This is a genomic window from uncultured Sphingomonas sp., from assembly GCF_902806265.1.
Taxonomy (GTDB): Bacteria; Pseudomonadota; Alphaproteobacteria; order Sphingomonadales; family Sphingomonadaceae; genus Sphingomicrobium.
Genome location: NZ_CADCVZ010000023.1, coordinates 12,186 through 31,652 on the forward strand (window position 1 = coordinate 12,186; position 19,467 = coordinate 31,652).

Annotated in this window: 22 protein-coding genes; all 22 read left to right on the top strand. The window is 66.3% G+C overall.

Going from position 1 to position 19,467, the window contains the following annotated elements; all coding sequences use genetic code 11:
- Positions 1 to 34 precede the first annotated feature (34 nt).
- The gene (locus tag QZX62_RS05725; protein WP_294172854.1) at positions 35 to 1,141 is read left to right on the top strand and encodes a L,D-transpeptidase family protein; all 1,107 of its coding nucleotides are present in this window, start codon (positions 35 to 37) and stop codon (positions 1,139 to 1,141) included.
- Between the two features lie 18 nt (positions 1,142 to 1,159).
- Entirely contained in the window at positions 1,160 to 1,822 is a 663-nt protein-coding gene (locus QZX62_RS05730) for a M23 family metallopeptidase (protein ID WP_294172855.1), read from the top strand.
- Between the two features lie 131 nt (positions 1,823 to 1,953).
- The gene (efp, locus tag QZX62_RS05735; RefSeq protein WP_294172856.1) at positions 1,954 to 2,517 is read left to right on the top strand and encodes an elongation factor P; all 564 of its coding nucleotides are present in this window, start codon (positions 1,954 to 1,956) and stop codon (positions 2,515 to 2,517) included.
- An 82-nt stretch (positions 2,518 to 2,599) separates the two neighbouring features.
- Positions 2,600 to 3,415, top strand: a complete 816-nt coding sequence (locus tag QZX62_RS05740; protein ID WP_294172857.1) for an inositol monophosphatase family protein — start codon at positions 2,600 to 2,602, stop codon at positions 3,413 to 3,415.
- A 97-nt stretch (positions 3,416 to 3,512) separates the two neighbouring features.
- Positions 3,513 to 3,887, top strand: coding sequence for an NADH-quinone oxidoreductase subunit A (gene ndhC, locus QZX62_RS05745; protein WP_294172858.1), 375 nt, complete (start codon positions 3,513 to 3,515; stop codon positions 3,885 to 3,887).
- Positions 3,878 to 4,459 (top strand): NADH-quinone oxidoreductase subunit B family protein, encoded by a 582-nt coding sequence (locus QZX62_RS05750; RefSeq protein WP_294172860.1) that lies wholly within the window; start codon positions 3,878 to 3,880, stop codon positions 4,457 to 4,459. Before ndhC ends, QZX62_RS05750 begins: the two co-directional genes overlap by 10 nt.
- 1 nt (position 4,460) lies before the next feature.
- Positions 4,461 to 5,345: an NADH-quinone oxidoreductase subunit C gene (locus QZX62_RS05755; protein WP_294172861.1), complete on the top strand. Its 885-nt coding sequence runs from the start codon at positions 4,461 to 4,463 to the stop codon at positions 5,343 to 5,345.
- On the top strand, positions 5,345 to 6,631 hold the full coding sequence (locus QZX62_RS05760; protein ID WP_294172862.1) for an NADH-quinone oxidoreductase subunit D: 1,287 nt from the start codon (positions 5,345 to 5,347) through the stop codon (positions 6,629 to 6,631). Before QZX62_RS05755 ends, QZX62_RS05760 begins: the two co-directional genes overlap by 1 nt.
- The gene (locus tag QZX62_RS05765) at positions 6,628 to 6,795 is read left to right on the top strand and encodes a hypothetical protein (protein WP_294172863.1); all 168 of its coding nucleotides are present in this window, start codon (positions 6,628 to 6,630) and stop codon (positions 6,793 to 6,795) included. Before QZX62_RS05760 ends, QZX62_RS05765 begins: the two co-directional genes overlap by 4 nt.
- Positions 6,788 to 7,480, top strand: a complete 693-nt coding sequence (locus QZX62_RS05770; RefSeq protein WP_294172864.1) for an NAD(P)H-dependent oxidoreductase subunit E — start codon at positions 6,788 to 6,790, stop codon at positions 7,478 to 7,480. Before QZX62_RS05765 ends, QZX62_RS05770 begins: the two co-directional genes overlap by 8 nt.
- Entirely contained in the window at positions 7,477 to 7,617 is a 141-nt protein-coding gene (locus QZX62_RS05775; RefSeq protein ID WP_294172866.1) for a hypothetical protein, read from the top strand. The genes QZX62_RS05770 and QZX62_RS05775 overlap by 4 nt, the downstream gene beginning before the upstream one ends.
- On the top strand, positions 7,617 to 7,781 hold the full coding sequence (locus tag QZX62_RS05780) for a hypothetical protein (protein ID WP_294172868.1): 165 nt from the start codon (positions 7,617 to 7,619) through the stop codon (positions 7,779 to 7,781). Before QZX62_RS05775 ends, QZX62_RS05780 begins: the two co-directional genes overlap by 1 nt.
- Positions 7,781 to 9,091: an NADH-quinone oxidoreductase subunit NuoF gene (gene nuoF, locus QZX62_RS05785; RefSeq protein WP_294172869.1), complete on the top strand. Its 1,311-nt coding sequence runs from the start codon at positions 7,781 to 7,783 to the stop codon at positions 9,089 to 9,091. Before QZX62_RS05780 ends, nuoF begins: the two co-directional genes overlap by 1 nt.
- A 356-nt stretch (positions 9,092 to 9,447) precedes the next feature.
- Complete coding sequence (locus QZX62_RS05790; RefSeq protein WP_294172870.1) at positions 9,448 to 9,798, top strand: hypothetical protein; 351 nt, start codon at positions 9,448 to 9,450, stop codon at positions 9,796 to 9,798.
- A gap of 13 nt (positions 9,799 to 9,811) precedes the next feature.
- A complete protein-coding gene (gene nuoG / locus QZX62_RS05795) occupies positions 9,812 to 11,824 on the top strand; it encodes an NADH-quinone oxidoreductase subunit NuoG (RefSeq protein WP_294172872.1) in 2,013 nt (670 codons plus the stop codon).
- A complete protein-coding gene (nuoH, locus tag QZX62_RS05800; RefSeq protein ID WP_294172873.1) occupies positions 11,821 to 12,867 on the top strand; it encodes an NADH-quinone oxidoreductase subunit NuoH in 1,047 nt (348 codons plus the stop codon). Before nuoG ends, nuoH begins: the two co-directional genes overlap by 4 nt.
- A 7-nt stretch (positions 12,868 to 12,874) precedes the next feature.
- Positions 12,875 to 13,360: an NADH-quinone oxidoreductase subunit NuoI gene (gene nuoI / locus QZX62_RS05805; RefSeq protein WP_294172874.1), complete on the top strand. Its 486-nt coding sequence runs from the start codon at positions 12,875 to 12,877 to the stop codon at positions 13,358 to 13,360.
- 155 nt (positions 13,361 to 13,515) lie between these two features.
- On the top strand, positions 13,516 to 14,127 hold the full coding sequence (locus QZX62_RS05810; protein WP_294172875.1) for an NADH-quinone oxidoreductase subunit J: 612 nt from the start codon (positions 13,516 to 13,518) through the stop codon (positions 14,125 to 14,127).
- Positions 14,124 to 14,429, top strand: coding sequence for an NADH-quinone oxidoreductase subunit NuoK (nuoK, locus tag QZX62_RS05815; protein ID WP_294172876.1), 306 nt, complete (start codon positions 14,124 to 14,126; stop codon positions 14,427 to 14,429). The genes QZX62_RS05810 and nuoK overlap by 4 nt, the downstream gene beginning before the upstream one ends.
- A 3-nt stretch (positions 14,430 to 14,432) precedes the next feature.
- Complete coding sequence (gene nuoL / locus QZX62_RS05820) at positions 14,433 to 16,484, top strand: NADH-quinone oxidoreductase subunit L (protein WP_294172878.1); 2,052 nt, start codon at positions 14,433 to 14,435, stop codon at positions 16,482 to 16,484.
- Positions 16,484 to 18,037, top strand: a complete 1,554-nt coding sequence (locus QZX62_RS05825; protein ID WP_294172880.1) for an NADH-quinone oxidoreductase subunit M — start codon at positions 16,484 to 16,486, stop codon at positions 18,035 to 18,037. The genes nuoL and QZX62_RS05825 overlap by 1 nt, the downstream gene beginning before the upstream one ends.
- Positions 18,037 to 19,467, top strand: coding sequence for an NADH-quinone oxidoreductase subunit NuoN (nuoN, locus tag QZX62_RS05830; protein ID WP_294172881.1), 1,431 nt, complete (start codon positions 18,037 to 18,039; stop codon positions 19,465 to 19,467). The genes QZX62_RS05825 and nuoN overlap by 1 nt, the downstream gene beginning before the upstream one ends.

The following is a 19,467-nucleotide window of genomic DNA, read 5'->3' on the forward strand; positions in this document are numbered from 1 at the left end:
ACGCACCCAACTTCTATTTGTGACGGAGAGTTGCGTGTCCCAGTTGCGTGTTCCCCCGCTTGCGATCGGCCTGACCCTGTTCGCCACCGCCGCCGCGGTCACTTCCCAGGCGTTGGCCCAGAACCAGGCCGCACCCGCGAACGAGGCCCCCCAGCGGGCCGAGAAGCCATGGGTGCCGCCGGGAACCCCGGGTTCGGAGGTCGACGGAACCGTGTTCCACGCGCAGGTGCTGCTCGACCTGGCCGGTTTTCCGACCGGCGTGATCGACGGCAAGAAGGGCATGGTCTACCAGCAGGCGCTGCGCGGTTTTCAGCAGGCGCGCGGCCTGCCGGTCACGGGTGAGCTCGACGGCCGCACCAAGGCTGCGCTGCTGCAGGACCGGCGGCCATCGACGCGGATGCTTCAGCTAACCGCCGAGGACGTGTCCGGTCCGTTCGTCTACCCGTTCCCGGAAGATCCGGCGGCGCAGGAGCGGCTGAACGGGTTGCACTACCGCAACATGCTGGAGAAGCTGGCCGAGCGCTTCCATACGACGCCGCGGACGATCGTCGCGCTGAACGGGCCGGACAAGCTGATCGGCGCGGGCCAGGTGCTGCGGCTGCCCAACGTCCTGCCGGGGTCGCGCGACTACGGCGATACGGCGGACGCCAAGCAGGGCCAGCTGCTCAACCTTTACAACGTCAACGCGCAGCAGCCGCAGGCGAGCTTCGTGGTGGTGGACAAATCCGAAGGCGTGATGCGGGTCTACGCGGGCGAGGTGCCGGAGGGCAATTCGGTCGACGTGGACGAGGGCCGATTGGTGGCGCAGTTTCCGGTAACCATGGGATCCAAGCAGTACCCGCTGCCGCTCGGGCGCTGGAGGGCCACCAACTATTCCTTCCTGCCGCCGTTCAAATATCAGCCGGACATCCTGATCAACGCCAAGAGCGATCAGGAACATGATTTGCCCCCAGGGCCCAACGGGCCCGTCGGGGTCGCCTGGCTCGACCTCACCAAGGAGCATTACGGCATTCACGGCACGAACGAGCCGTCGACCATCGGCCGGGCGGAGTCGAGCGGTTGCATTCGGCTGGCAAACTGGGATGTTGTGCGCTTGTCGCGGATGCTGAAGCCCGGGTTCACCGCGATCTTTCAGGCGTAGGGGCGAACGAGGGCGGGGTTGGCGAGCAAGCTTAGCATCTTCGGCAACCTGGTCGTCCTGGGCATCCTCGGCGGCGGCGGCTGGCTGGTGTGGAACAACGCCACCCGCGAGGTTCCAGCCTCCGCGACGGTGGGCAGGCTGTCCGATGCGGCGCAGCGGCTCGGCTATGACCCGGCGAGCCGGGCGCCGCGCTCGCCGTCGGCGCTGCAGTTGCGCTCGGTGGCGATCGGCCCGACCGGGCTGGCAGTGCCGGTCGACGGCGTACGGGTGGCGGACCTGCTCGACACCTACACCCAGTCCCGCGCCGGCGGGGCCCGGGTGCACAATGCCATCGACATCATGGCGCCGCGCGGCCGCCCGGTCGTGTCGGTCGCTCCCGGGGTGGTCGAGAAGCTGTTCTATAGCCGCGGCGGCGGCGGGATCACCGCCTACGTGCGTTCGCTCGACGGCAAGTGGAACTATTATTACGCCCACCTCGACGCCTACGCGCCGGGCCTGCGCGAAGGGCAGCGGCTCGCGCGGGGCACGCCGATCGGCACTGTCGGCATCAGCGGCAACGCCAATCCGTCGGGCCCGCACCTCCACTTCGCCGTCAACCAGATGAATTCGGGCGAGAAGTGGTACCAGGGCGACCCGGTCAATCCCTACCCGCTGCTTGCCGGTCGCACGGCTTCGCGCTAGGGGCGGCGCGCGTTTCCAACCCTCCCGTATGCCCTGAGCTTGTTGAAGGGCTGCCTTTCCTTCGCCATGCACCAAGAAGGACAGGGCTTCGACAGGCTCAGCCTGAGCGGGTTTTCTAGGCGGGCACATATATGAAGATCAGCGGCGTGGACATTCGTCCCGGCAACATCATCGAATATGAAGGCGGCATATGGCGCGCGGTGAAGATCCAGCACACCCAGCCGGGCAAGGGCGGTGCCTACATGCAGGTCGAGATGAAGAACCTGATCGACGGGCGCAAGACCAACGTCCGCTTCCGCTCGGCCGAGACCGTCGAGCGCGTCCGGCTCGACACCAAGGATTTCCAGTACCTGTATGCCGACGGCGCCGACCTCGTCTTCATGGACAAAGACAGCTACGAGCAGGTGACCCTGCCCAAGGACCTGATCGGGGAGCCCGCGGCCTTTCTGCAGGACGGGATGGACGTGGTCATGGAGCTCTACGACGAACGGCCGATCTCCGTTCAGCTGCCCGACCAGATCGAAGCCACAATTGTCGAGGCGGATGCGGTGGTGAAGGGTCAGACGGCTTCGTCGAGCTACAAGCCCGCGGTGCTCGACAACGGCGTCCGCGTGATGGTGCCGCCGCACATCTCGAGCGGAACGCGGATCGTGGTCGACGTTTACAACCAGGAATACGTCCGCCGGGCGGATTGACCGACGTCCGCGCTCACCCTGAGCCTGTCGAAGGGTGGGTGCTCGCGCTTCGACAGGCTCAGTGTGAGCGCAGGAATAAGCCGTGGTAAGCCATTCAGGATTGATCACCGTCATGACCCGCGCCGTGCGCAAGGCGGCACCGCGGCTCCGGCGCGACTTCGGCGAGGTAGAGCAGTTGCAGGTGTCCAAGAAGGGACCTGGCGACTTCGTGTCCATGGCCGACAAGCGCGCCGAGCAGACCATTGTCGAGGAGCTGCGCAACGCCCGGCCGGACTGGGGCATGCTGCTGGAGGAAGGCGGCACCATCGAGGGCGATCCGGACAAGCCGCGCTGGATCGTCGATCCGCTCGACGGCACCACCAATTTCCTCCATGGCATCCCGCACTTCGCCATCGCCATCGCGGTGGAGGATCCACGCGGGGCGGGCGGGCGGCCGGAGATCAGCCACGGCCTCATCTACCAGCCGCTGACCGACGAAACCTTCTGGGCCGAGAAGGGGCGGGGCGCCTGGCTCCAGGACCGGCGGCTGCGGGTGTCGGCGCGGCGCTACCTCGACGAGGCGGTGATCGGCACCGGTGTTCCTCACCTTGGCCTGTCGGACGGCCCGCGCTGGACCAAGATCTACGGCGCGATCGGTCCCGAGGTCGCGGGCATCCGGCGGTTCGGCTCGGCCGCGCTGGACCTCGCCTGGGTCGCGGCGGGCCGGCTCGACGGCTATTGGGAGGACGACCTTGATCCTTGGGACGGCGCGGCGGGGCTGTTGCTGGTCAAGGAGGCCGGCGGCTTCGTATCGGACTACCGCGGGCAAGACCGGATGATCGAGCGGCGCGAGTTCCTGGCAGCCAACAGCGAGCTGCATAGCCGCCTGCACAAATTGTTGGCCGGAGCCCTGCGCTGACCCTCGTAAGACGAGGCGCAAACACCTACCTCCCGGTTGTGTCCGTTCCGCGCCTGTTCTAGAGCGCGGCCAAGCTTTACCCCCGGGAGTCTCCCCTGTGGCCGCCGCCGCGAGTTACCTGCCTATCCTGCTGTTCCTGGCCGTGGCCCTGGGCCTGTCGGCGGCGTTCGTGTTCCTGCCGATGGTGGCGGCACGCTTCACCGGTGCGGCCAAGCCCTATCCCGAGAAGCTGACCGAATATGAGTGCGGCTTTCCGGCGTTCGAAGACAGCCGCAGCCAGTTCGATGTGCGCTTCTACCTGGTCGCTATCCTGTTCATCGTGTTCGACCTGGAAGCGGCCTTCCTGTTCCCCTGGGCGGTGACGCTGGACGAGACGGGCTGGGTCGGCTGGGGCGCGATGATGGTGTTCCTGGCGGAGCTGGCGCTCGGCCTTGCCTACGCCTGGAAGAAGGGAGCGCTGGAATGGGAGTGATGCTCGACCCGGCCGCCAACCCGCACCCGAGCGAGGAGGAGATTGCGCGCGCCGCCGGGCTGGTCCCGGGATCGCCGCAGCACCAAGCGCTCGAACAGATGCGCGCCGACCTCGACAGCAAGGGCTTCGTGGTTGCCGCTACCGAGGACCTGTTCACCTGGGCGAGAACCGGCTCCTTGTGGTGGATGACCTTCGGCCTGGCCTGCTGCGCGGTGGAGATGATCCACGTCAACATGCCGCGCTACGATCTTGAGCGGTTCGGCGTCGCTCCGCGTGCGTCCCCGCGCCAGTCGGACGTGATGATCGTCGCGGGCACGCTGTGCAACAAGATGGCTCCGGCGCTGCGCCGCGTGTACGACCAGATGGCCGAGCCGCGCTACGTCATCTCCATGGGCTCGTGCGCCAATGGCGGCGGCTACTATCACTACAGCTATTCGGTTGTCCGCGGCTGCGACCGGATCGTGCCCGTGGACATCTACGTGCCGGGCTGCCCGCCGACCGCGGAGGCGCTGCTGTATGGCATCCTGCAGCTGCAGCGGAAGATCCGCCGCGAAGGAACGATTGAACGCTAGCATGGCGAGTTCCGCCCCCCGCACCTTGTCGAACGACGGCGTGGTTGAGGCCGCGCAGGCGGCGCTCGGCGACTTACTGGTCGCAACCAAGGACCATGTCGGCGAGATCACCCTTACCGTCCGCCGCGAAGGCGTGGCGGAGGTCTGCCGCTTGCTGCGCGACACGCCGGGGCTGGAGTATCAGCAGCTGATGGAAATCGCGGGGGTCGATTATCCAAACCGGCCTGAGCGGTTCGAGGTCAACTACCATCTGCTGTCGCTGACCCGGAATCGCCGCATTCGGATCAAGGTGACGACCGACGAGCGGACCCCGGTGCCGACGGTGACCACCTTGTGGCCGGTGGCGGGCTGGTTGGAGCGGGAAGTGTTCGATCTCTATGGCGTGACCTTCGCCGGCAACCGCGACCTGCGGCGCATCCTCACCGATTATGGCTTCGAGGGGCACCCGTTGCGTAAGGACTTCCCGCTGACGGGCTATGTCGAGATGCGCTATTCGGAAGCCGAGAAGCGGGTGGTGTACGAGCCGGTCGACCTGCCCCAGGACTTCCGCGCGTTCGACTTCTTATCGACGTGGAACGGGCCCGAGTACCGGCTGCCGGGCGACGAGAAGGCCGAGCCCGAAGCTCCCGGCGGCTATTCGCCAGCACCGGCGACGGGCGCCTCGCCCAAGGTCGAGAGCGCAGCAGGCGCGGGCAAGCGCGAGAACAACAAGCCCTACACTTCCGACCATGAGGACCGGAAAACCGCGGGCGTGCAAGAGGCGCAGGCCGAGGCGCGCAAGCCCAACGAGGCCAAGCAGGCGCAGGTCGGCGGCGTGAAGACCGACCTGCCCGAGCCCACGCCCGATAGCCCCAACGTGACCCGCGACAGCGGGGAGGCGCAATAATGAGCAGCGACAACCTGGTGACCCTCCCCTCGGGCGAGGTTGCGGATGACTTCCGCCAGACTCGCCGCGTCGAAGTCAGCGTGCTTCCCGAAGCCGGCGACCGGAACGCCGGCGACGAGACCATCCGTAACTACACCATCAACTTCGGACCCCAGCATCCGGCGGCGCACGGCGTGCTGCGGCTGATCATGGAGCTGGACGGCGAGATCGTCGAGCGGGTCGACCCGCACGTCGGCCTGCTCCACCGCGGCACAGAGAAGTTCATCGAGTACAAGACCTACATCCAGTCGATCCCCTACTTCGACCGGCTCGATTATTGCTCGCCCATGTGCATGGAGCACAGCTTCGTGCTGGCGATCGAGAAGCTGATGGGCCTCGAGATCCCGCCGCGCGCCCAGTACATCCGCGTGCTGATGGCGGAACTGACCCGCATCATGAATCACATGCTGAACCTCGGCAGCCATGTGATGGACGTGGGCGCGATGACGCCCAACTTGTGGATGTTCGAGATCCGCGAGGACCTGATGCAGCTCTACGAGCGGGTATCGGGCGCGCGGATGCACGCCAACTATTTCCGTCCGGGCGGCGTCCGGCAGGACATCCCGCCCAAGGTGCTGAGCGACATCGGTGAGTTCCTCGACAACCGGCTGAAGCTGTTCGAGGACGCGATCAGCTTGGTCGCGGACAACCGCATCTTCAAGCAGCGCAACGTCGACATCGCCAAGGTCGCGCGCGAGGACGCGATCGCCTGGGGCTTCTCCGGCCCGATGATCCGCGCGGCGGGTATCCCTTGGGACATCCGCAAGTCGCAGCCTTACGAGGTTTACGACCAGATGGACTTCGAGGTGCCGGTGGGCACCAACAGCGATTGCTACGACCGTTTCATGATCCGCGTGGAGGAGGTCCGGCAAAGCTGGAAGATCGCCCGCCAGTGCCTGCTGGAGATGCCGGCCGGCCCCACCGCCACCGCCGACCAGAAGGTGTTTCCGCCGACCCGCGCGGAGATGAAGACCTCGATGGAAGCGCTGATCCACCATTTCAAACTGTTCACCGAAGGCTTCCACGTGCCCGCGGGCGAAGTCTATGTCGCGACGGAGAGCCCCAAGGGCGAGTTCGGCGTCTACCTGGTCGCGGACGGCACCAACAAGCCGTACCGCTGCAAGATTCGCCCGACCGCGTTCAGCCACCTGCAGGCGATGGACTTTATGATGAAGGGCCACATGCTGGCCGACGCGACCGCGGTGCTGGGCGCGATGGACATCGTGTTCGGGGAGTGTGACCGGTGAAGGCTGCTTATTCCACCCGCGTCTTCGCGCTTGTCGCGTTCACCATTGCAGCCACGGCGTTCGGGATCGGCCAGCTCCAGCCCGGAGCTGGCGTGCTCTTCGTGATTGCCGCTTCGACCGGCTGGGTCGTTTGGAACAGCAACCGAAGGGTGACCCGTGGCTGAACGTCACTTCGCCCCTGACGTACCCGAATTGCGCGAGCGTTGGGGCGCCTTCGCCTGGGACGCCAAGCATGCCCCACGCGCAGCCGAGATCCTTGCGCGTTATCCGGAGGGGCGGAAGGCTTCGGCCGTGATGCCGCTGCTCGACCTCGCCCAGCGGCAGGTAGGCGAGGAGACCGGCACGCAGGGCTGGCTGCCGATCCCGGTGATCGAGTTCGTCGCGGCGGAGTGCGCGATGCCGCCGATGCGCGCGCTGGAGGTCGCCAGCTTCTACACCATGTACAATCTGGTCCCGGTCGGTCGCTACCACATCCAGCTGTGCGGGACGACGCCGTGCATGCTGCGCGGTTCCGACGACGTACTCGCGGCGTGCGAAAGCCGGGGCATCAAGAAGGGTTATACGACGCCCGATGGCTTGTTCACGCTGACCGAGGTCGAGTGCCTCGGCGCCTGCGCCAACGCGCCGATGGTCCAGATTAACGACGACAATTACGAGGACCTCACTGCCGACAGCATGGGCGCGGTCATCGACGCGCTGGCCAAGGGTGAGCCGGTCAAGAAGGGTCCACAGATCGACCGGCAGACCAGCTGTCCGGAGGACGGTCCGACCAGCCTCAAGAAGATGGCCGAGCGCAACTATGACTACCGCCCGCAATGGAACGCCGCGCATGCGGGGACCGACGCATGAGCGATCTTCTCGTTATCATCCTTGCCCTGGTCGCCGCGTTCCTCGCCTTTCGCTTCATCGCCGGCCTGGTTAAGTTCGCGGTGCTGGCGGCCATCGTGATCGCTGTCATCTACTTCCTTTCGCAAGGTGCGATGTGATGAGCTCGCGGACACGCAACTTCGCGCTGATCTTAGGTCTCGGCCTGATTGCATTTGCAGTGTTTCAGCTGCTGACTGGCGGCGCGTGGGTCGCTTTCGCCATCCTTGGCGGTCTGATGCTGGTGCTTGGCACGGCTTCCATTCGAGCGGGAAGTGATCGCTGATGGGTTTTACCGGGCCACTCGCGGACAAGGACCGCATCTTCACCAACCTTTACGGCTTCCAGTCCCCCGACCTGAAGACTGCGCAGGCGCGTGGCGATTGGGATGGTACCAAGGCGCTCATGGCGATCGGCCAGGACGCGATCATCGACGTGGTCAAGGCGTCGGGCTTGCGCGGGCGCGGCGGGGCGGGCTTCCCGACCGGGATGAAGTGGGGCTTCATGCCCAAGGAGCCGAAGCCCGGCAAACCCAATTTCCTGGTGATCAACGCCGATGAGTCCGAGCCCGGCAGCTGCAAGGACCGCGAGATCCTGCGCCACGACCCGCACAAGCTGGTCGAAGGCGCTCTGATCGCCGGCTTCGCGATGCGCGCGCGGGCGAGCTACATCTACGTCCGCGGCGAGTTCATCGAGGAAGCGGCGGCGCTGGAGCGGGCGGTCAAGGAGGCCTATGCTGCCGGCCTGCTCGGCAAGAACGCCGCGGGCTCCGGCTACGACTTCGACCTGTTCGTGCACCGCGGCGCGGGCGCCTACATCTGCGGCGAAGAGACCGCGATGCTGGAAAGCCTGGAAGGCAAGCAGGGCCGCCCGCGGCTGAAGCCGCCGTTCCCGGCCGGCGCGGGGCTGTACGGCTGTCCGACCACCGTCAACAATGTGGAATCGATCGCGGTCGTGCCGACGATCCTGCGGCGCGGCGCGGCCTGGTTCGCTGGCTTCGGCAATCCCAAGAACGAAGGCACCAAGCTGTTCCAGATCAGCGGCCATGTGAACCGACCGTGCGTGGTCGAGGAAAGCATGTCGATCCCGTTCCGCGAGCTGATCGACCGCCATTGCGGCGGCATCCGTGGTGGATGGGACAACCTGCTGGCGGTGATCCCCGGCGGCTCCTCGGTCCCGCTGGTTCCGGCCGCCGAGATCACCGACGCGCCGATGGACTTCGATGGGCTGAAGGCGCTCGGCTCCGGCCTCGGCACCGCGGCGGTGATCGTGATGGACAAGTCCACCGACATCGTCCGCGCGATCAGCCGCATCAGCTATTTCTACAAGCACGAGAGCTGCGGCCAGTGCACCCCGTGCCGCGAGGGCACCGGCTGGATGTGGCGCATCATGGAGCGGCTCCGCGACGGCGACGCGCCCGTCGAGATGATCGACCGGCTGCACGACGTCACCAAGCAGATCGAAGGCCACACCATCTGCGCGCTGGGCGACGCGGCGGCGTGGCCGATCCAGGGCTTGATCAAGCACTTCCGTCCGGAACTTGAACGCCGCATAGTGGAGCGGAACAGGGGCAAGATGCTGGAGGCAGCTGAATGAGGGGCGTTGGATTGATTGCGACGATGGGGGTTGTCTTTGCTCTAGGAGTGGCAAGCTCGGCTGGCGCTCAGCAGCAGCACTCCACGGAGTGGCGGACCAAACCGGCTAAGGAGCGTTATCGTGGGGCAGCCTCCCGCGATGCGGCTATGGAATTGGCCGCTTACTCGCGCTGCGTGGCGAATCTCCGGTACGATAAAGCGCGATCGCTGGTTCTGTCTCCATATGCGTCTTCGCAGCAAGCTGCCGCGGCAAGGCAGGTCATCCAGCGGGGTAACGATGACTGTATGACCGACTCGAGTTTCGGGGAAGCGCGTTTGGGGTTCGCACCGGAGATCCTTGCGGGTGGGGTCGCTCAGGTGCTGGTGCTCAAGGACTACCCAGACCTTCCCGCGATGATCGGCTCGTACCAGTGGGACGCGAAGGCGGAGGCCGCCCGCTCGGCGCAGCTTAACGCCGCCGAGATCTTTGGGCGGTGCGTTGTTCACCGCGACTCCGCCGCGGCATTGGCGTTGTTCTCGTCTCAGCCGGCAAGTCAGAACGAACGGGTGGCCATCGATCGGCTGCGTGACGATCTCGGCCAGTGCCTGGCCCCTGGAAGCACGATAAAGATCAACGGAATGTTCCTCCGCAACGCGGCGGGGGTGGCTGCTTACCGGTTGGGCCAGCAGATACAGCCGCGCGGCAGGAAGGCCAGCGCAAGTCGATGAGTGGCTCTTGATAATGCCTAAAGTAACTGTTGACGATCAGGAAATCGAAGTCCCGCAGGGCGCGACCGTGCTGCAGGCTTGCGAGCTTGCGGGCAAGGAGATCCCGCGCTTCTGCTACCATGAGCGGCTGAGCATCGCCGGCAATTGCCGCATGTGCCTGGTCGAGGTGGCGCCGGGGCCGCCCAAGCCGCAGGCGAGCTGTGCGCTGCCGGCGGCGGACGGGCAGACCATCCGCACCGACAGCGCGCTGGTCAAGAAGGCGCGCGAGGGGGTGATGGAGTTCCTGCTCATCAACCACCCGCTCGACTGCCCGATCTGCGACCAGGGCGGCGAGTGCGACCTGCAGGACCAGGCGATGGCTTATGGCCGGTCGAAGAGCCGCTTCCACGAGAACAAGCGCTCGGTCGACGACAAGTACATGGGGCCGATCATCAAGACGGCCATGACGCGCTGCATCCAGTGCACCCGCTGCGTGCGGTTCGCGGAGGAAGTGGCGGGGACGCCCGAACTCGGGCTGCTGTACCGCGGCGAGGACTTGCAGATCACCGCTTACCTCGAGCGCGCGGTCACCAGCGAGCTCAGCGGCAACCTGGCCGACCTGTGTCCCGTCGGCGCGCTGCTGCAGGCGCCGCAAAGCTTCGAGGCGCGGCCATGGGAGCTGCGCCGGATGCCGGCCATCGACGTGATGGACGCGGTCGGCACCAACATTCGCCTCGACACGCGCGGGCCGCAGGTGATGCGGATCCTGCCGCGGATCAACGAGGACGTGAATGAGGAATGGTGCTCGGACAAGACCCGGCACCATGCCGACGCGCTGGTCCGGGGCCGGCTCGACCGGCCATGGGTGCGGGTCGCAGGCAAGCTGCGCGAGGCGAGCTGGGGCGAGGCGCTGGCCGGGCTGGCCGAGCGGCTGCGGGCGGCCGGGCCGAAGGTTGCCGCGATCGCGGGCGACCTGCTCGACGCGGAGACGATGTTCGCAGCCAAGAAGCTGCTGCAAGGGCAGGGTTCGGCGCTGCTGGAAGGCCGGCAGACGGGGCTCGATTATGATGTGTCGTCGCTTTCCGCGGTAGCGTTCAACTCGACCATCGCTGGCATCGAGGACGCGGACGTCATCCTGCTAGTCGGGACCAACCCGCGCTGGGAGGCGCCGCTGGTCAACACCCGCATCCGCAAGGCGGTGCGTCGGGGCGGGGCCACCGTGTTCAGCATTGGGCCGCTGGTCGACCTCGCCTACCCGGTCACCAACATTGGCGACGACTTGGCGCTGCTCGGCAAGCTGCCGTCCAACGTCGCGGAGGCGTTCGCGGCGGCTGAGCGGCCGGCGCTGATCCTGGGACCGGGCGCGCTGGCGGCGGGAGCGCTCGGCGCTGGGCTGGCGGCGGCGGCGAGCCTGAACCTCGTCCGCGAGGGCTGGAACGGGTTCAACGTGATCCACACGGCGGCATCGCGCATGGCGGGCCTGCTGCTCGGCTACGCGCAGCCGGGCGGCATCGCCGACGTGGAGGCCGCGCGGCCGGACGTCGTGCTGCTGCTCGGCGCGGACGAGGTCGCGCCGGAGCGGTTCGCAGGCGCGTTCAAGGTCTACATCGGTCACCATGGCGACAAGGGCGCGCGACAGGCCGACCTGGTGCTGCCCGCCGCCGCATACCCGGAGAAGCACGGCACCTATGTCAACCTGGAGGGCCGGGCGCAGCGCGGCGAGAAGGCGAGCTTCCCGCCGGGCGACGCGCGCGAGGACTGGACGATCTTCCGGGCAGTCAGCGACCTGCTGGGCAAGCCGCTGCCGTTCGACCGCTTCGACCAGCTGCGCGCCGCGATGATCGCTGAGGTGCCGGCGCTAGGCATCGACGGGCTGATCGACCTGCCCTGGGCGGCGCCGTCGCTTGCCGCCGACGCTAGCGGACCGGTGACGCTGCCGATCAGCGACTTTTACCTCACCAATGCCATCACCCGGGCGAGCCCGACCATGCACCGGTGCTCGGCCGAGCTGCTGCGCGGCGAAACGTTCGCGGAGGCTGCGGAGTGACCGCCTGGTTCCAATCCTTCGGGATCACCTACGAATGGTCGTGGTTCACAGCGACCCTGATCGGCATCCTGGTGATTGCGCTGCCGCTGATGCTGGCGGTGGCGATGATCATCTATGCCGAGCGCAAGATCTGGGCGGCGATCGCGCTGCGCCGCGGGCCCAACGTGGTCGGGCCGTTCGGCCTGCTGCAGAGCTTCGCCGACGGCCTCAAGGTGGCGCTCAAGGAGACGATCGTCCCGACTAGCGCCAACAAGGGCCTGTTCCTGCTGGCGCCGATCATCACCTTCACCGTGGCGCTGATCGTCTGGGCGGTGGTGCCGTTCCAGCCGGGCGTAGTCCTGGCCGACATCAACGTCGGGCTGCTCTACATCCTCGCGGCGAGCTCGCTCGGCGTATACGGGGTGATCATTGCGGGTTGGTCGTCCAACTCCAAATACCCCTTCTACTCCGCGCTCCGCGCCGCGGCGCAGATGGTGAGCTACGAAGTGTCGATCGGCTTCGTGCTGGTCTGCATGGTGCTCTACGCCGGCACCTTCAACATGACCGGCATCGTCGAGATGCAGAAGGGGCACATCCTGGGCTTCGTGAACGCCTTCGGCCTCAACCCGCTGCTGTTCCCGATCTCGGTGGTGTTCCTGATTTCGTCCATGGCCGAGACCTTCCGCACGCCGTTCGACCTGACGGAAGCGGAAAGCGAACTCGTGGCCGGCTTTCAGACCGAGTACAGCTCCATGAGCTTTGCGCTGTTCTGGCTGGGCGAGTACGGCAACGTCATCCTGATGTGCGCGCTCAACGCCATCTTCTTCTGGGGCGGGTACCTGCCACCCTTCGATTGGGCGCCGCTCTACGCCATTCCCGGCATCGTCTGGTTGTTCATCAAGATGCTGGGCTTCTTCTTCATCTTCGGCTGGGTCCGCGCGACGGTGCCGCGGTACCGCTACGACCAGCTGATGCGGCTGGGCTGGAAGATTTTCCTGCCCTTGTCCCTGGCGTTCGTCGTCCTGATTTCCGGGTGGCTGATGCTGACCCGCTATGGAGCCTAAAACGGCCATGAATGCCGCTCACTGGATCAAGTCGTTCACCTTATGGGAGCTGGTGAAGGGTCACGCCCTCACCCTGAAGTATTTCTTCAAGCCCAAGGCGACGATCAACTACCCCTACGAGAAGACGCCCATGTCGCCTCGCTTCCGCGGGGAGCATGCCTTACGGCGCTACCCGAATGGGGAAGAACGCTGCATCGCCTGCAAGCTGTGCGAGGCGGTGTGCCCGGCAGTGTGCATCACCATCGAAGCGGAGCCGCGGGAAGACGGGTCGCGGCGGACCACGCGCTACGACATCGATATGACCAAGTGCATCTACTGCGGGCTGTGCCAGGAGGCCTGCCCGGTGGATGCAATCGTGGAAACGCCCAACCTCGAGTTTTCGACGGAGACGCGCGAGGAACTGTTCTACGACAAGGCGAAGCTGCTCGCCAACGGCGATCGGTGGGAGCAGGCGATCGCCGCCAACCTTGCCGCCGACGCGCCCTACCGTTAAGCGCCGCACAGCTTCGCGATACAGGGGCCAAGTTTGTCCGTTTTCCTTCTCCGTCATGCCGGCGCAGGCCGGCATCCGAACTGCGTCGTGAACGCAGGTGACGGATCTTGCCTGGACCCCGGCCTGTGCCGGAGTGACGGCTTGAGCGAGCCCTCATGATCGCGTTGCTCGCCTTCTACCTGTTCGCGACCGTCACCATCGCTTCAGCCGTGCTGGTGATCTTCGCGCGCAATCCGGTGCACAGCGTGCTGTGGCTGATCCTGGCCTTCTTCAACGCCGCCGGGCTAATCCTGCTGACCGGCGCCGAGTTCATCGCGATGCTGCTGGTGATCGTCTACGTGGGCGCGGTCGCGGTGCTGTTCCTGTTCGTCGTCATGATGCTGGACGTCGACTTTTCGTCCTTGCGCAGCGGTTTCACCCGCAACCTCCCGTTCGGTCTGATGATCGCGCTGGTGCTGCTGGCTGAGATCGTCATCGCGGTCGGGGCGCAGCAGGCCGGGCCGGTGCTGGCGCGGGGTGCCGCGGCGCCTGCGGTTGATGCGGTGTCCAATATCGAGGCGCTCGGCACCGCGCTCTACACCCGCTACCTGATCCCGTTCGAGCTTGCCGGCCTGATCCTGCTGGTGGCGATGATCGGCGCCATCGTGCTGACCCATCGCAGCCGCGGCGACGTGCGCGGGCAGAACGCCAATCGCCAGATCAGCCGTCGGCCCCAGGACGCGACCCGCAACACCCGGCCGGTGTCGGGCGAGGGCGTGACGCTGTGATCGGCCTCGCCCACTTCCTGACGGTCGCCGCCATCCTGTTCGTGATCGGGGTGCTCGGCATCTTTCTCAACCGGCGCAACGTCATTTTGATGCTGATGTGCATCGAGTTGCTGCTATTGAGCGTGAACATCAACCTGGTCGCGTTCAGCGCCTTCCTCGGCGACATGGCGGGGCAGGTGTTCGCCATGTTCGTGCTGACGGTGGCCGCGGCGGAAGCAGCCATCGGGCTCGCCATCATGGTCATCTTCTTCCGCCGGCGCGGCAGCATCGCCATCGACGCCGCGGACCAGATGCGCGGCTGATCCATGCAGAGCATAATTCTCATCGTCTTCCTGCCGCTGATCGCCGCCATCGTCGCGGGGCTGGGCGGACGCGCGATCGGCAACACTGCTGCCAAGGCGGTCACCACAGGCGCGCTGTTCGTCTCGGCGGCGTTGAGCTGGCCGATCTTCCTCTCGTTCCTGAACGGCAGCGGGCACGAGACGGTGGTGCCGGTACTCGACTGGATCCGCTCGGGCGACCTGCAGGTCGACTGGGCGCTCAGGGTCGATGCATTGACCGCGGTCATGCTGGTGGTGGTGACCACCGTCTCCAGCCTGGTGCACCTGTACAGCTGGGGCTACATGGCGGAGGACCCGGGCCAGCCGCGCTTCTTCGCTTACCTGTCGCTGTTCACCTTCGCCATGCTAATGCTGGTGACCGCGGACAGCCTCATCCAGATGTTCTTCGGCTGGGAAGGCGTGGGCCTCGCGTCCTACCTGCTGATCGGCTTCTGGTACCACAAGCCGTCGGCAAACGCGGCCGCGATCAAGGCGTTTGTGGTCAACCGCGTCGGCGACTTCGGCTTCAGCCTGGGCATCTTCGGCACCTTTCTGGTGTTCGGCACCGTATCGATCCCGGCGATCCTGGCCGCGGCGCCCGGCATGGCCGGCTCGACCATCGGCTTCGCCGGCATGCGGGTCGATACCATAACGCTGCTCTGCCTGCTGCTGTTCGTCGGCGCGATGGGCAAGTCGGCGCAGCTCGGGCTGCACACCTGGCTGCCGGACGCGATGGAGGGACCGACGCCCGTGTCCGCGCTGATCCACGCCGCGACCATGGTGACCGCGGGCGTGTTCATGGTCTGCCGCCTGTCGCCGATGTTCGAGCAGTCGGAGACCGCGCTCAACGTGATCACCTATGTCGGCCTGGCGACTGCGTTGTTCGCGGCCACCGTCGCGCTGGTCCAGAACGACATCAAGCGGGTGATCGCTTACTCGACCTGCTCGCAGCTGGGCTTCATGTTCTTCGCGGCCGGAGTCGGCGCCTACGGCGCGGCGATGTTCCACCTGTTCACCCACGCCTTCTTCAAGGCGCTGCTGTTCCTGGGCGCTGGCTCGGTCATTCACGCGATGCATCACGAGCAGGATATGCGGTACTACGGCGCGCTCCGCCGCGACATCCCGCTGACCTTCTGGGCGATGCTGATCGGCACCCTGGCGATCACCGGAGTCGGCATCTACGGCGTGTTCGGCTTTGCCGGCTTCTATTCCAAGGACGCCATCCTGGAGAGCGCCTATGCGGCCGGGACCGTGCCGGGCAACATCGCCTTTTGGGTCGGCGCCTTTACCGCGCTGCTGACCAGCTTCTATAGCTGGCGGCTGATCTTCCTGACCTTCTTCGGCGATGCCCGCTGGGGTGCCTCCGAGCACATCCAGCATGCTGTGCACGCCCATGACGACGGCCATCACGCCGACCCGGCGGGCGAGCACGGCGACAGCGCACATTCGACCGCGACCCCACCCACGGGCACTGCGGGCTACCACCCGCACGAGAGCCCGTGGACCATGCTGGTGCCGCTTGCGCTGCTGGGACTGGGCGCGGTGTTCGCCGGCTGGGCCTTCTACTATCCCTTCTTCGGGACGGAGGAAGGCGCCCGCTTCTGGGCTGGCAGCCTGGTGCACGACGAGCATCTGGTTCATGCCGCGCACGAGACGCCGCTGTGGGTTAAGCTCACCCCGGCGTTCGTCATGCTGATCGGCCTCGCCCTCGCCTGGAACAACTACATCCGCTCGCCTGGCGCGCCGGCGCAGGTCGTTGCGGCGACCGGCCCCATCCACAACTTCCTAATGAGGAAGTGGTACTTCGACGAGATCTATGACGCGCTTTTAGTGCGGCCGGCGATCTGGTTTGGGCGGCTGTTCTGGCACGGCGGCGACGAGCGGATCATCGACCGCTTCGGCCCGCACGGCGCGGCGGCTGCGGTGGGCGTCGGCAACCGCATGACCGCGCGGCTGCAGTCGGGCTACCTCAATTCCTATGCGCTCATCATGCTGCTCGGCCTGGTCGCCGCGGCTACCTGGGCGATGACGCGGTGATGGAAGGCTTCCCGATCCTCACCGTCCTGATCGCTGTGCCGCTGCTGGCGGCGCTCGCCTGTCTGTTCGTGCGGGCGGAGGGTGCGCGCTGGACGGCGCTCGGGGCGACGCTGCTGAACCTGGCGCTGGGCGTGCTGCTGTGGGCCAATTACCAGCCGGGTGGGCCCCAATGGCAGTTTCAGGAAGAGGTTCGCCTCGGCGGAGACTATCTCAATTGGCAGCTCGGCATCGACGGCATCGCGCTAATGCTGATCCTGCTGTCGGTGTTCCTGATGCCGATCTGCATCGGCGCCAGCTGGCGCGCAATCGAGCGGCGGGTGCCCGAATATATGGCGGCCTTTCTGCTGATGGAGGCGCTGATGATCGGCGTCTTCGCAGCCCAGGATCTGCTGTTGTTCTACATCTTCTTCGAGGGCGGCCTCATCCCGATGTACCTGATCATCGGAATCTGGGGCGGCGCCGAGCGGATCAAGGCGAGCTACAAATTCTTCCTCTACACGCTGTTCGGCTCAGTGCTGATGCTGATCGCCATGCTGGTGATGATCGGCGAGGCTGGCACGGGCTACATTCCGGCGCTGATGGCCTACGACTTCGCGCCGGGCCTGCAGACTTGGTTGTGGCTGGCTTTCTTCGCGAGCTTCGCGGTCAAGATGCCGATGTGGCCCGTTCACACCTGGCTGCCCGACGCGCACGTCCAGGCGCCGACCGCGGGTTCGGTGATCCTGGCGGGCGTGCTGCTGAAGATGGGCGGTTACGGTTTCATCCGCTTCTCGCTGCCGATGTTTCCCGAGGCTTCCAACCAGTTCCTGCCGCTGGTCTTCATCTTGAGCTCGGTCGCGATCGTTTATACCAGCCTGGTGGCGCTGGTGCAGCGCGACATGAAGAAGCTGATTGCCTATTCGTCCGTCGCCCACATGGCGTTCGTTACCTTCGGCCTGTTCGCCTTCAACCGGCAGGGGATCGAGGGCGCGCTGATCGTGATGCTCAGCCACGGGCTGGTGTCGGGCGCGCTGTTCCTGTGCGTGGGCGTGATCTACGACCGGATGCACACCCGCGAGATCGAGCGCTACGGCGGGCTGGCCAACAACATGCCGGGCTACGCGCTGCTGTTCCTGCTGTTCACCATGGCCGCGGTCGGCCTGCCGGGGACCAGCGGGTTCGTGGGCGAGTTCCTGGCGATGATGGGGACCTACGCCGTGTCCACCTGGGGCGCGATCTTTGCGACCACCGGCATCATCCTGGGTGCGGCCTACATGCTCTATCTCTACTGGCGGATCAGCTACGGCGCAGCGCGTACCGAGGAGGCCCGGACGATGCCGGACCTGAACCGGCGCGAGTGGGCGCTGCTCGCGCCGATCGCCGCGGTGGTGCTGTGGATGGGCATCTACCCTGAAAGCTTCATGGCCCCCATGCGCAAGGACGTCGGGCTGCTGCTCGCGCGGATCGAGCGGGCCGCGCCCGCGGGTGATAGCCGGCCGACGCCGGGCAATCCCGCGGCAGCTGCGCCCGCTCATGCCGCGGCCGCGCACGGCGGGGCGGAGGCCGCACACTGATGCTATATCTCGCTCCGATCCTGCCCGAGGCCATCGTCGGGCTGGGCGCGATCGCGCTGATGATGGTCGCCGCCTTCGTCCGTCGCGGGTCGATATGGACGCACTGGGTAGCGATCGCCTTGCTGCTAGCGGCCTGCGTCGCGCTGGTCGGCGCCCCGCAGGAAGCGGGCCGCGTGTTCGGCGGTATGTACGCGGCCGACGGCTTCGCCGCCTTCGGCAAGGTCATCATCTTCCTGTCGGCAGCCGTCGCCATCGTCATGGCGCACAACTGGTTCGAGCGGGATTATGAGCATGGCGCCGAGTACCCGGTCCTGATCCTCTTGAGCGCGCTCGGTGCTGCGGTCATGGTCAGCGCCACCGACCTGATGATGCTCTACGTCGGGCTGGAGCTGCAAAGCTTGTCCGCCTACGTCCTCGCCTCCTACCGCCGCCACGACGAGCGTTCGGCCGAGGCTGGGCTGAAGTACTTCGTGCTGGGTGGGCTCGCATCGGGCATTCTGCTCTACGGCATCAGCCTGCTGTACGGCTTCAGCGGCACCACCGGCTTCACCGGCATCGCCGTGGCCTTCGCGGGCGAGGAGGCGACATCCATCGGCCTGACCTTCGGCCTGGTGTTCACGCTGGCCGGCATCGCCTTCAAGATCGCGGCGGTGCCGTTCCACATGTGGACGCCGGACGTCTACGAGGGGGCACCGACGCCGGTCACCGCCTTTTTCGCTGCCGGGCAGAAGGTGGCGGCGATCCTGCTGGCGACCCGCATCTGCCTCGACGCGATGGCGCCCGCGCTGGACGCCTGGCGGCAGATCGTGATCTTCGCGGCGCTGGCCTCCATTATCCTCGGCGCGGTCGCGGCCTACGGGCAGACCAACGTCAAGCGGCTGCTCGCCTATTCCTCGATCAACAACGTCGGTTTCGCCCTGGTTGGCCTGGCGGCAGGCGGCGAAGCGGGGGCGCAGGCGGTGCTGTTCTATAGCGCCATCTACGTGGTGATGACGCTCGGCGCCTTTCTGTGCGTGCTCAGGATGCGCGACGCCGACGGTCGCCCGGTCGAGAGCCTGGCCAGCCTGTCCGGCCTGTCGCAGACCCGGCCGGCGCTGGCGGCGGCGATCGCCATCTTCATGTTCAGCCTGGCCGGCATCCCGCCGCTGTTCGGCTTCTGGCCCAAGCTGATGGTGTTCAACGCCGCAGTCGACGCGGGCCTGCAGCTGCTGGCGCTGGCCGCGGCGGCAGCGACGGTTATCGGTGCCTACTACTACCTCAAGGTCGTCAAGATCATGTACTTCGACGAGCCTGCCGCGCCGTTCCTGCGGCCGCGCTCGCCGCTCGAGACGGGGCTGATCGCGCTGGCCGCGCTGATCGTGTCGCCGCTTGGCTACCTCCTGATCGGTCCGCTGGGAAGGCTCAGCGCCAACGCGGCGAGCGTGTTCTGA